Annotated in this window: 11 protein-coding genes; 7 read left to right on the top strand and 4 right to left on the bottom strand. The window is 52.8% G+C overall.

Going from position 1 to position 12,672, the window contains the following annotated elements; all coding sequences use genetic code 11:
* The first annotated feature begins 52 nt into the window (after window positions 1–52).
* A complete protein-coding gene (locus ACI1P1_RS01650; RefSeq protein ID WP_416214606.1) occupies window positions 53–769 on the top strand; it encodes a response regulator transcription factor in 717 nt (238 codons plus the stop codon).
* Window positions 766–2,562, top strand: coding sequence for a HAMP domain-containing sensor histidine kinase (locus tag ACI1P1_RS01645; RefSeq protein ID WP_416214605.1), 1,797 nt, complete (start codon window positions 766–768; stop codon window positions 2,560–2,562). The genes ACI1P1_RS01650 and ACI1P1_RS01645 overlap by 4 nt, the downstream gene beginning before the upstream one ends.
* 197 nt (window positions 2,563–2,759) lie before the next feature.
* On the opposite strand, the gene serA is transcribed toward ACI1P1_RS01645, so the two are convergent.
* Both serA and ACI1P1_RS01635 read right to left on the bottom strand, forming a co-directional pair.
* Window positions 2,760–4,346, bottom strand: coding sequence for a phosphoglycerate dehydrogenase (gene serA, locus ACI1P1_RS01640; RefSeq protein ID WP_416214604.1), 1,587 nt, complete (start codon window positions 4,344–4,346; stop codon window positions 2,760–2,762).
* A 458-nt stretch (window positions 4,347–4,804) separates the two neighbouring features.
* On the bottom strand, window positions 4,805–5,725 hold the full coding sequence (locus ACI1P1_RS01635) for a hypothetical protein (RefSeq protein WP_416214603.1): 921 nt from the start codon (window positions 5,723–5,725) through the stop codon (window positions 4,805–4,807).
* Window positions 5,726–5,834: 109 nt separating this feature from the next.
* On the opposite strand from ACI1P1_RS01635, the gene ACI1P1_RS01630 reads away from it, so the two are divergent.
* The 4 genes from ACI1P1_RS01630 (at window position 5,835) to ACI1P1_RS01615 (ending at window position 10,264) form a co-directional block, all read left to right on the top strand.
* On the top strand, window positions 5,835–6,434 hold the full coding sequence (locus tag ACI1P1_RS01630) for a CPBP family intramembrane glutamic endopeptidase (protein WP_416214602.1): 600 nt from the start codon (window positions 5,835–5,837) through the stop codon (window positions 6,432–6,434).
* A complete protein-coding gene (locus ACI1P1_RS01625; RefSeq protein WP_416214601.1) occupies window positions 6,431–6,592 on the top strand; it encodes a hypothetical protein in 162 nt (53 codons plus the stop codon). Before ACI1P1_RS01630 ends, ACI1P1_RS01625 begins: the two co-directional genes overlap by 4 nt.
* A 327-nt stretch (window positions 6,593–6,919) precedes the next feature.
* Complete coding sequence (locus ACI1P1_RS01620; RefSeq protein ID WP_416214600.1) at window positions 6,920–7,930, top strand: 2-oxoacid:acceptor oxidoreductase family protein; 1,011 nt, start codon at window positions 6,920–6,922, stop codon at window positions 7,928–7,930.
* 24 nt (window positions 7,931–7,954) lie between these two features.
* Window positions 7,955–10,264 carry a thiamine pyrophosphate-dependent enzyme gene (locus ACI1P1_RS01615; protein ID WP_416214599.1) on the top strand — a complete coding sequence of 770 codons (2,310 nt, stop codon included), beginning with the start codon at window positions 7,955–7,957 and terminating at the stop codon, window positions 10,262–10,264.
* Between the two features lie 63 nt (window positions 10,265–10,327).
* Here the strand turns inward: ACI1P1_RS01615 and ACI1P1_RS01610 are convergent, their stop codons facing one another.
* Both ACI1P1_RS01610 and ACI1P1_RS01605 read right to left on the bottom strand, forming a co-directional pair.
* Window positions 10,328–11,083 carry a GNAT family N-acetyltransferase gene (locus ACI1P1_RS01610; RefSeq protein WP_416214598.1) on the bottom strand — a complete coding sequence of 252 codons (756 nt, stop codon included), beginning with the start codon at window positions 11,081–11,083 and terminating at the stop codon, window positions 10,328–10,330.
* Window positions 11,084–11,116: 33 nt separating this feature from the next.
* Entirely contained in the window at window positions 11,117–11,989 is an 873-nt protein-coding gene (locus tag ACI1P1_RS01605; protein WP_416214597.1) for a polysaccharide deacetylase family protein, read from the bottom strand.
* 170 nt (window positions 11,990–12,159) lie between these two features.
* On the opposite strand from ACI1P1_RS01605, the gene ACI1P1_RS01600 reads away from it, so the two are divergent.
* Window positions 12,160–12,477: a hypothetical protein gene (locus tag ACI1P1_RS01600; RefSeq protein WP_416214596.1), complete on the top strand. Its 318-nt coding sequence runs from the start codon at window positions 12,160–12,162 to the stop codon at window positions 12,475–12,477.
* The last annotated feature ends 195 nt before the right edge of the window (window positions 12,478–12,672 follow it).

Below are 12,672 nucleotides of genomic sequence, written 5' to 3'. Positions count from 1 at the left end.
TAATTTTCACATGATACCGAGCAGGATATTTCGATAAAGGAGTGATTGCGGCTTGGCAGATCTTGGATTGAATATACTGATTGTCGACGATGAAGAACGAATCCGCCGGCTTCTCCGTATGTACCTGGAGAAGGAAGGCTATAGCATTGAGGAAGCCGAGGACGGAGAGACCGCCCTGCAGCTGGCACTGGAGAAGGATTATGATCTGATTCTGCTGGACCTGATGCTTCCCGGCATCGATGGGGTAGAGGTCTGTGCGCGCCTCCGCCAGTTCAAGGCGACGCCCGTGATTATGCTGACGGCCAAAGGGGAGGAAGCCAACCGGGTTCAGGGCTTTGAAGTGGGCACCGATGACTATGTGGTTAAACCCTTCAGTCCGCGCGAGGTAATTTACCGGGTCAAGGCTATTCTGCGCCGCTCATCCGCTACAGCCTATTTGTCCAAGGATGCCAACTCCAGCAATAACATTGTCTTCCCCCATCTGGTTATCGAGCATGACGCCCACCGGGTGACGGCCGGCGGCCAGGAGGTGGCATTAACACCGAAGGAATATGAGCTTCTGCACTATCTGGCGATTTCCCCGGATAAGGTATTTTCCCGGGAGGAGCTTTTGAAGGACGTATGGAATTACGAGTTTTTCGGAGACCTGCGGACCGTGGACACCCATGTCAAGCGCCTGCGGGAAAAGCTGAACAAGGTCTCGCCTGATGCCGCCGCCATGATCACCACCGTATGGGGTGTCGGCTACAAGCTTGAGGTTCCTAAGTGAGTATTTTGCAGAACATCGTAGGCAAGCTCTGGATGACCATTATCAGCCTGGTTGCTGTTGTGCTCATAATCCTGGGCTTGTTTCTTTATCGGTACATTGACACCAATTTCCCCAAGCTGGGCGAGCAGCAACGGGATTTGGAGCAATTGGCTTTCAAGATTGTGGCCGAGGTATCCGATAAGGGCAATGACAGCAGCTACTTTGCCGCGATGAATGATGTACTGAACGCCCAAAGCATTGGCTTGCAATATCTCCGAAGCCCCTCCGGCACGTTGGGCGGGGCGCTGCCCTTGGAGGAAATCTTGACACCCCAGGAGCAGCAGCAGGCCTTGGAGGGAACGGTTATCCAAAAGCAGTTTTTTGCGGAGGCGGGAAGCGGGGATAAGGAGGAGTATCTGGCCATTGCCATACCCGTTACGGAATCGGGCAACGACGATGTCATCGGCTCCATTGTGATGTACCAGCCCATCAAATCCTCGGAAAGTCTCCAGGATTATGTGAAACGTTTGTTTGCCCTGGCCTCCTTTATGGGGTTCCTGCTTACGACCTTCTTTGCCTTTTTCCTGATCACGCGGCTGACCAAACCCTTGAAGCAGCTTCGTCAAGCCGCCAACCTCATTACCCAGGGCCAATATTCCACCCGGGTATATGTGGGCTCTCACGACGAGTTGGGTGAGCTGGCCCGGACCTTCAACCTGATGGCGGAGCAGCTGGAGGAAACCATTAAGCTCCTGAACAACGAAAAGGCCAATCTCTCCAGAGTGCTGCGCAGCATGTCCGACGCGGTGATTTCCTTCGACACGAAGCATAAGGTGATTTTCGCCAATCCCCAAGGGGAGACCATTCTGAAGGAATGGGGCGAGATCATGTGGAATGATCCCGATCCGGACAACAGCCAGGCCGCCAATTCCATTCCCGAGCCCCTGCTGCTGCTTTTCGACGAAGTGATCCAGGAAACCAAGGTGGTGACCACCAAGCTTCATGTCCAGCAGGGCGTATGGTCGGTGGTGATGGCTCCCCTGTATTCCCACAGACGGGCGCGCGGCGCAGTGGCTGTACTGCGGGATGTGACGGAGGAGCACCGGCTGGAGAAGCTGCGGAAGGATTTTGTGGCTAATGTGTCCCATGAGCTGCGGACGCCCCTGTCCATGCTCCAGGGCTATAGCGAGGCGCTGCTGGATGACATTGTCACTACGCCGGAGGAGAAGCATGACCTGGCCCAGGTGATCTACGATGAATCCTTGCGTATGGGGCGTCTGGTAAAGGATCTGCTGGATTTGGCCCGGATGGAAGCCGGCCATATGGAGATGAACATGGGACAGATGGAGCTGGCTCCGCTGTACCGCAGGGTTCACCGGAAGTTCCTGGTGCTGTGCAAGGAAAAGGACATCCGTCTGGAATGTGTGCTGCCCTCCGATGACATTGTGCTGGAGAAGGCGGATCAGGACCGGCTGGAGCAGGTGCTGACCAATCTTCTCGGGAATGCCATCCGGCATACCATGCCGGGCAAATCCATCTATCTTCGCTACCAGACTCTGACGTACCAGAATTCCTCGGCAGCGTTAATTGAGGTGGAGGATGAAGGGGAGGGAATCCCACCGGAAGACATTCCCTATATTTTCGAGCGCTTCTACAAAGCCGATAAAGCCCGCACACGCGGCACGGCAGGCGGGACAGGGTTGGGTCTGGCCATCGTCAAAAACATTGTAGAGGCCCATCAGGGCTCTGTTAATGTACGGAGCATCGTGGGGCAGGGGACGACATTTTCAGTCATATTGCCGCTTGATCCGTAAAGGCAACTAAAGAAGCATTGTTCAGTCTTCCATGAACAATGCTTCTTTTTGTTGAAAGCCACAGGATATTATTGATTCTCGTGAAACAATTGCCCCGGGAGCACCATGGTTCGAGCCGAAGGCCGGATAATGGTGCTCCCGCCTCGAAATTGGCGAAGCCAATTTGAGGGAAGGGTTTGTCTTTTGGGGGATGCTTCTTACAGCCGCACAGCCTTTGCAGTAGTAATCTCCGGCAGGTTCTTCAGGGCGCCGAGCAAAGCGTCGTCGGCTTCCTTGTCGATGGTCAGCAGCATGATGGCGTCGCCGCCTACAACCTTACGGCCTACCTGCATGGTGGCGATATTGACGCCGGTATCTCCGAGCAGGGTACCGACCTTGCCGATAATGCCGGGTTTATCGTTATGGGCGATGAAGAGCACATGACCTTCCGGTGAGATGTCTACCGGATATTGGCCGATTTGGACGATACGTTCGCCGTATCCGGCAAGAAGCGTACCGGCAGCCACGCTGTCCTTGTCGTCTGTTTTCAGCGTAACAGTTACCAGGTTGGTGAAGCTCTTGGTAGCGGAAGTTTTGGTAACCACTACGTTAATATCCCGCGCCTTGGCCAGATGCAGGGCGTTAATCACATTGGCATCCTCGCCCAGGTGGTTGGAGAGCACACCCAGCACAATGTAACGGGTCAGAGGATTCACATCCACATCGGCCAAATCACCGGCGTAGTTGATGGCAATTTCATGAAGCCCGTTGTCAGCCAGCTGTCCGGCTACCTTACCCAGCTTTTCTCCGAGGTTGAAGAAGGGCTGCAGCTTTTTCAATACGTTGGCCGGTACGGAAGGCATGTTGACTGCATTCTTAAAAGGTTCGTTGCGCAGGATATGCAGGATTTCCTCGGATACGTCTACCGCTACATTCTCTTGCGCTTCCACAGTGGAGGCACCCAGGTGAGGGGTGACGATGATCTTCGGATGGTTCAGGAACGGATGGTCAGCTTCCGGCGGCTCCTTGATGAATACGTCAAAGGCTGCTCCGGCCACGATGCCGGCGTCGATGGCTTCCACCAACGCGGCTTCGTCAATAATGCCGCCGCGGGCACAGTTGATGATGCGCACGCCCTTTTTCATCACTTCGAATTGAGGACGGCTGATGATGTTGCGGGTATCGTTGGTAAGCGGCGTGTGTACGGTAATGAAGTCGGCGTTGCGGACGATCTCATCCACGGTGCCCAGCTTTACGCCAATTTCCTCCGCGCGTTTGTCGGTCATGAAGGGGTCGAAGCCGATGACGTTCATACCGAAGGCCTTGGCGCGTTTGGCGACCTCGCTGCCGATCCGGCCCATGCCGATAATACCCAGCACCTTGTTGCGTAGTTCCACACCCACGAAGGTTTTACGGTCCCATTCGCCGCCTACGGTTTTTTTGTACGCCTGGGGAATCATCCGGGAGAGGCCGAGGATATGGCCGAAGGTCAGCTCGCAGGTGGCAATGGTGTTGCCGTCCGGGGCATTGACTACCACGATACCGCGTTTGGTAGCGGCTTCCAGATCGATATTATCCACACCTACACCGGCGCGTCCGACAACCTTGAGGTTTTTGGCGGCTTCCATCACGCGGGCGTTTACCTTGGTTTGGCTGCGGACCATTACGGCATCATACTCGGCGATTACCTCTACCAGCACATCCTCGGGCATAGTGGCCTTGATGTCCACCTGAACATCGGGAGCATCCTTAAGCAGTTGAACACCTTGATCGCTGATTCCATCCAATACCAGTACTTTTACCATTCTTCGTTTCCCTCCTGTATATGTTCCTTGATCCCGCCGGCGCGTATGGGCCGATTACGGGTACAACAAAAAAACTCCACGTCCGCTTCCCGCTAAAAATCGCGAGAAGGGACGGGAGTATGATCTCCGTGGTGCCACCCTTGTTCGCCGCACATTCGCATGTGCAGCCTTAGCCGGTCATGACTGACCGATAGAAGAAGATAACGGCTTCCTGCCGGATATACTTGGCCGCGATAGCGGGTTCGTAGATCTGCTCCGGAATGGACAGTATTATTGCGGCCGCCGGTTCACACCATCCACCGGCTCTCTGAAGGCTTCCTAATACGTTGTTCCTTCAATGCTTTGTCGTGTTAAGGTTTTTCATAATGTAACATGCGGCGTCAAACCTGTCAACAAAAATCTTTTATGGGTTTTTGGAAAAGCGAAAACCTGTGCCTATGCACAGGTTCTGCGGTTCCTTACTCAATTTTGGAGAAAAAGGGAAGCTGCGGAAGCATTTCGCCCCCGTAATATTTGGTCTTGCCTTGGACAAAGTCCCCGGGACGTACAGCCTGGGTGTTCACCAAAAGCTCCACCACCTGCGGAACGGTGGTCAGATTCAGCTTTTTGGCCTGGCCGGTGCGGATCATATCGTCCACCCGCAGGGTTACATCCTGCGGCGTATAGGAGCCGAAGGTTCTGGATTGAATCAGAAGACCGGCCAGGTAGGCATTCTTCAGGTTCAGATCCAGCTGGCTCCAGTCATTGAAGGCCAGCTCGCCGTTCAGAGCCTCCGTACCCTTGGCGGAGGAGTCCATCAACTGATGCCACTTTACAATGGAATCAAAATATTTCTTTTGCGCGGAGAGGGCGTAGTTCATGGCTTCTGTGAATGATGCGTCCTTGCTGATATTGCCCATAAGAACAGTGGGGGCCACCTGATTGGCGCTTCCTTGCATGTTGTCTGCCGCCTTGCTGAACAGCTTCAAGCTCTTCAGATACTCCTCCTGCGCTTCCACCAGCAGGGGAGAGGTGTCGGGCACAGTTTGGGTTAACGTGTTTTGATATTTGTCCTCTGCCAGCTTGGACAGGCTTTTAAGTAGAGAAGAGGCATCCGTGCCGCCGGTTTGGCTTTCGATTTGCTCCATACTTTCGGACCACTTCAAATTGAATTCTCGAAACGGTAAATATACGGTATGATAAAAGGATACGAGATACGATTGATTGTACGCGGTCTGATCACCGGAATCCTTACGCAGCTTCACCAAGTCATAGTATTTGGCCTCGGTCCGGTCCGTGCCTATTTTCATACCGAAGAAAAAAGCGCCCAAGGCGAAAACAAGCATGAAGATGAAGACCAGAATAAAAACAAAGTCCGACCTCGTCAGGCGTTTATCCATACAAAAATGCTCCTTTGTTAGACAATGTTGTCTGCGACTAGTTTCGACATAAGATTAGTATAGGGGATAACTCTCCAAAAGAAAATAAGTAGAATGGACTGGAAAAAAGGTGAAAAAACTGAAATTTCGTGATACATTACGCAGGACTCTGGAAATAGATGCAGCCAACGACAGGCTCCTTCTTATGAATCTATACATGACCCAAGGCCTGACACTGGCCGTTTCCCTCATTATCTTTCTCATCCAAAGACAAAATCCGCTTCGTTTGTTTCATACGGCCGATCCCGGCGCGGCTGCGGCTTGGGGGATCGGCTTCGGTGCCGCAGTGCTGCTGGCGGACCTGTTTGTGTCCCGCTGGGTGCCGGAGGAAGCTGCGGATGACGGCGGCATCAATAAGATGCTGTTCGGCAGCCGGGCCGTATGGCATATTGCGCTTATTTCCGCTGTAGCAGCCGTCTGTGAGGAGCTGCTTTTCCGCGGCGCCATCCAGCATGCCTGGGGTCCGTATTGGACAAGCATATTATTTGCCGCCATCCATATCCGTTATCTGAGGCATTGGGTGCCAACTGGACTTGTCTTCTGCATCAGTTATGGATTAGGATGGATTTATCAGGAAACGGGTACGATTTGGTGTCCGATTCTTGCGCATTTTGTCATCGACCTGGTGATGGGCTTGATATTGAGATTCGGGAAGGGGGAAGCGACATGACGGAGAAGGAGCTGGAGGCGACGCAGCTTCCTCCGCGAAGCAGGCTGCATGCCACGGACAGGAGCAGATGGAGCAGGCGTTTTTACGGATTTCTGGTGGGGATTTTCACGTCGCTGATCGTGGTTTTGATCGTCTGGTCGTACCTCGGGGGATTGTGAAAAAATTCATTTGCTTGAATAGCTGTATTACACATTTACAAGGAACTGTTATATATCTATAATGAGAAAAGAGCAGGAAGGCTTTTCCCGATTTAGCAGGCGTGGACACCGTTTTTGGGCTGTTGTTGCGCTTTCATGAAAGCTTATCCTGAACTGCTAATAAAAACTGTTGCTACTCTTTTCACTTCTTGTTATAATCACTTGTAAAGAATATTAATTTTATTTTTTCGCAATTTTGTCACGTTGTTTTGCCTGACGGGAATCATTGATTTTCATCGGGTTATATATACTTCCTCCGATTCGAGGGAGAAAGGGGATAACACTTATATGTCTATCTTACCCAAGAAGAATGAACTCGGATTCTTTGAAATCCGCATGGAATCCATCGGCGGCCTCGGGGCTAACCTGGCCGGCAAGATGCTGGCTGAGGCAGGCGTTGTCGGCGCAGGCCTGAACGGTGTCAGCTTTTCTTCTTATGGCTCGGAAAAGAAAGGATCTCCGGTTAAGGCGCATATCCGCTTCTGCGATATTGATACCAACATCCGGGATACCACTCCCGTTGAGCACCCCCATGTGGTGGTTGTGTTCCACGAGTCCCTCTACAAAACTATGGACGTCACCAGCGGCGTAACCGAGGACAGCATCATTCTGGTCAACTCCACCGCCACACCGGAGGAAGTAAAGCAGAAGCTGAAGCTGAAGGCGGGCACCGTAGCTGTTATTGATGCCATCGGCATTGCGCTGGAGGAGAAGAACAAGGTTAACATGGCGATGATGGGAGCTATCTTCCGGATCGTCGATTTTCTTGACCCCCAAATCATGCGCGACGTTATCCGCAAGTCCCTGGAGAAGAAATATCCGCAAGCCGTTGAGCCTGCGCTGCGCACCTTCGAACGTGCATATAACGAAGTTCAATTCCAAACCTATAAGCTGGAAGAAGGCGACTCCTTCCCGGCATTCGTGCGCCATGATACTCCGGTCCTGGGTTATGAGACCCAGCCCATCGGCGGCGTAATCGTGAATCCCGGCAACAGCGTATTGAAGAATCTGTCCATTTCCCGCTCCGGTATGATGCCGCATTACCATGAAGACAAGTGCATCCACTGTGCTGCGTGCGATAACGTCTGCCCTGACTTCTGCTTCGTATGGGAAGAGCAGCCGGATAAGAAGGGACGCCCTCAGATGTTCCTTCAAGGCATTGACTATCAATACTGCAAAGGCTGCCTGAAGTGCGTAATCGCCTGTCCGACAGAAGCCCTCACCGGTGAGCGCGAGGAAGGCAACTACGGCGAAGAGCACCGCGTACCGCACCGCTTCGACCTTGCGGCTAACGTTTAATTAAGAGAGGAGCTGAGGATTACTATGTCTATCGAGATAAAGAGAGAAGTTACCGAAGGCACTGTCGAACAACGGATGGTATACGAATCCGGGAACGAAATGGCCGCGTATGCCGCCCATCAAATTAACTATCATGTAATGGGATATTTCCCGATTTCTCCTTCTACCGAAGTGGCGCAGTTCCTGGACCTCATGAAGGCCAGCGGTCAGCATGACGTGAAGCTGATTCCCGCCGACGGCGAACACAGCTCCGCGGGTATCTGCTACGGCGCGTCCACTGCAGGCGCTCGCGTATTCAACGCCACCAGCGCTAACGGTTACCTGTACATGCTGGAGCAGATGCCTGTACAATCCGGTACCCGTTTCCCCATGGTTTTGAATCTGGTCTGCCGTTCCGTATCCGGTCCGCTGAATATCCACGGTGACCACTCCGACCTGTACTTTGCCTTGAACACCGGCTGGCCGATCCTGATGTGCCGCGATCCCCAAGCCGTATACGATATGAACATCCTGGCCATTAAACTGGCTGAAGACCCGGAAGTACGTCTGCCTGTTATGGTCGCTTCCGACGGTTACTTTACTTCTCACCAAAAACGCCGGGTGCAAACCTTCGCCAAACGCGAGGACGTGCATGCCTTCATCGGCGAGCCGCCGCAAATGGCCGGTTACCCCGACGTGCTGGACCGCAACAACCCGATCACCGTCGGCCCGTACATGAACGAGCCAGACTATATAAATAACTGCTTCCAGCAATCCGAAGCCATGTACCGTGCCGGTGCCGTGTATGACCGCATCCGTCAGGAGTACAAGGAACTGACAGGCCGCGATTATCCGATTCTCGACCTGTACCGCATGGAAGATGCGGAGGTTGCTGTGTTCCTGATGAACTCCTCCTCGGAAATCATCAAGGACGTGGTTGACCAGCTCCGCGAAAAGGGCATCAAGGCCGGCTCCATTGCGCCGAACATTATCCGTCCGTTCCCGCAGAAGGAAATTGCTGAAGCCCTCAAAAACGTGAAGGCCATCACTGTTGGCGACCGTGCGGATTCCTACGGCGCATACGGCGGCAACATGGTTAACGAAATTAAAGCGGCGCTCTTTACCCATGGCAATACATCCACTATGGTGATCAGCCGGATTTACGGCCTGGGCGGCAAGGACTTCTTTGCCGAAGACGGCCACGCCATGTTCGAATTTGCTCTGGATGCCGTTGCGAAGAACAAGGTTGAGGTTCCGTTTGCTTATTACGGACATACTCCCGGCGACCCTGACAAGAAGATGAAGCGGGTTCTGAACCCGATGAAGTTTGAAGACCTGAAAACCGGTCTGATCACGGTAACCAAGGACGAAGCGTCCGGCAAGCTGAACGTGAAGGTTCCGCCGCTCCGCGCTTTGACCAAAAAGCCCAAGCGGATCGCCCCCGGACACGGCGCATGTCCCGGCTGTGGTATTTTCTCCGGTCTGGAGCTGTTCTTCAAGGGTATCGAAGGCGATATCGTTTCCCTGTTCCATACAGGCTGCGCGATGGTTGTTACCACCGGCTATCCGTATTCTGCCCACAAAGCAACGTATATTCACAACCTGTTCCAAAGCGGTGCCGCTACCCTGTCTGGCGTAGTGGAAGCCTTCTGGCAGCGTAAAGCCCGCGGTGAACTGGATCATCTGGGTCTGAAGGACGACTTTACCTTTGTAATGGTCACTGGCGACGGCGGCATGGACATCGGTATGGGCGCAGCTATCGGTGCCGCTCTGCGGAACCACAAGATGATCATTCTGGAGTACGATAACGAGGGTTACATGAACACCGGTGCCCAGCTGTCCTACTCGACTCCGTTGGGACACAGAACCTCCACCTCCAACGTAGGCAAGCACCAAGGCGGCAAGATGTTCCACCACAAGGACACCGCGCAAATCATGGCGGCAACCAATATTCCTTACGTCTTCACAGGCTCCGAGGCATTCCCGCAGGATCTGGTGAAGAAGGCTGCCAAGGCTCAATGGTATGCTCAAAACGAAGGTCTGGTTTACGGCAAAATCCTGATCACCTGCCCGCTGAACTGGTTGTCCGAGGAGAAGGAAGGCACCTCCATTATCGGCGCTGCTGTTGATTCCTGCTTCTTCCCGCTTCTGGAAATTGAGCATGGTGTCACCACCATTACCTACAATCCGGAAGACAAGGGCAAGCGGGTTCCGCTGTCCGACTGGCTGAAAACCATGGGCAAAACCAAGCATATGGTGAAACCCGAATATGAGGAAGCCTACAAATCCTTTGAAGCAGAAGTGGAACGTCGTTGGGTCCGCCTGAAGGCTCGCCACGAAAACGAATATTTGTAAGATACAGCAAAGCCCCGGCTGGGATTATTCCCGGCGCGGGGCTTTTTGTACGTTTCGGCCTACTTAAAGCTTTGCAAGAATATCGGAAAACTTCTTTTCCGACAGAATTTCCTGGGTCACAAAGCTGCCGTTATAAAACAGACTGTAGGTTGTAAAGGGAGAGGGACAGGCTTGGGCCTCCTCCATAGATTCCAGCTTCACCAGCCGGAAAGGCAGGTGCCGCTCCTGAGCCATGTCCCGAATGAGCGGCGCGTATTTGTCGGTATACGGGCACTGATTGGTGTAATACAGGACAAATCCCTGGTCCTCATCTGTTTTGCCCGGCTTGGCTGTTTCTCTAAACCGGGGAAGAGGAGCGTCGGCTTCAAAGGGAAGGTAAAGCAACTCGAAGTAAGGTTCGGCCCGGTCTGCCACAAAGAACCCCTTTTTCTTCAGATAAGCCGCATCCGATAAAAAAGGCTGTTTTTTGGGGGATGACAGGATAGTCAGCCCCAATTTGCCCTTGGCCTTGGCGTCAGCAATACATTCCTCCAGAAGACGGCTGCCATAACCTTGGCCCTTGAATTGTCCGGATACCCAAAAACAATTGATATGCATATAACCATCGGCATGGATGGGGCACCAGGCTTTTTCCGCCGGTATGTATTCAATAAACACCTTGCCGCGGGCATCCAACCGCTTGAATACCAGACCGTCGGCAAAACGGTCCGACATCCAGGCTTTTTTGGAGGAAACGCAGGTTTCCCCCTTCTTATCCGCGATGACACAACAAATGTGCTCCCGGTCGATATTGTCAGGTGTAAGCTGAATAATGTTCATTACTCCTCCTAATAAACGTCCCTTACTCCGGATTTATTCCAAGGCAATGGAGGACGGGTCCACAAAGCTGTAGCCCTTCGCCTCCAGCTCCGTCAGCAGCTTGTCCAGCGCTTCCGCTGTCCAGGCAAGCTCATGCATGAGAATATTGCTGCCGGCATGGAGCTGCTTCATGACATTATCGATAACCTCTTGGGGTTTATCCGCGGTTTTGGTCTCCCAATCCAGAGAGCCGTTGGACCAGGTCATATAGACCATACCCGCTTTTTTCACCGCTTCGCGGACATAATCATTGCCTGAGCCATTGGGCGGACGGAAGAATAGCGGCGCTTCCCCGATCAGCTCCTTGACAATCGTCTGTACATCGTTAATTTGGCTGTCCACTCTTTCGGGCGGTTCTTTCTTCAGATCCATATGGTCCCACGTGTGGTTGCCAATGGTTTGTTTGCGTTCATGGATGAGCTTCAGCAAACCGGGGTTCTGCTTGACGCGGTTTCCGTTGACGAAGAAGATGGCTTTGGCTTTATGCTTATCCAGGGTATCCAGAATCAGGGTCAGCATGTCTTCTTTTTTGGGCCCGTCGTCAAAGGTAAGCAGAACCACTTTTTTATCGGCTTCTGGAGCGGTATCCAGGGGAACCACATCATAATTTTTGTTGATCCGGTATTGTTTGACTGCAGCGGCGGGCGAGGGACTGGGCGTTGGCGCCGCCGTGGTAGTCGGTGCTAAGGTTGCAGGAGGCGTCTGGCTTGCCGCCGGAGCCGGTGATTGTATGGAGGCTGGACTGCCTGCAGGTGAAGCGGACACGGGTGTTTTTGAGTTGGTTGACGGCGTGCCGCAGGAGACCAGCATTAAGGCTGCCGCAGCCGCGGCAGTCAGAGACGCAGCCTTTTTTCGTTTTAAGCTCATAAAGTTACCACCTTTCCGGCTTATTTTACCACAATGGCCCCGTGAATCCCTATTTTTTTCTCACATAAGAGTCGGGTCTGGAGCAGAAAATAAACCCGAAAGAACAATCGCACTTGGGTGTGTCCTCAAGCGAGCTTCAGGCACATCCTAAAAAAAGGAGGAGAAAATCAATGCGGTTTACAAGCTTCCTGGTAGGTGCAGCTGCTGGCGCGGCGGCAGTCATGTATATGAACAGGACGAACAAAACGGTTTTGATGGGATTTTCCCAAATGGGGGATAACCTCTCTAAGGTAGTGGACAAGGCAATGATGTCCATGGCCGACCGGGGCATCAAAACCCATAAGGAACCCGAAACCAATCAATCCTTGGACCGGGTGGAGGAGCTCATTAAGCAGGACCCGGGCGTAAAGCATGAGGTGGATCAAATCCTGTCCAATAATCATTTGGGCGCCACGGATGTGACTAAAGGACAATTGGGCACACATTAAAGGGCAATCGTGATCTTATCAGGCCGGCGCAGGCAAAAGCGCCGGTTTTTTGCCGTCCGGATCGGGTTTTGGACATTTGGTTAGTAGTGGGAAATATGTATGTTGCCCCGAAATACCAATGCAATTACCATGTAGCTGTGCCGGAAAAGTAATAATATTACTCGTGGGGAGGTGTGACACTGAATTGTTCGGAAG

It is taken from the genome of Paenibacillus mesotrionivorans (genome assembly GCF_046098205.1).
GTDB lineage: Bacteria > Bacillota > Bacilli > Paenibacillales > NBRC-103111 > Paenibacillus_AR > Paenibacillus_AR mesotrionivorans.
This window is presented reverse-complemented; position numbering and strand designations above follow the sequence as displayed.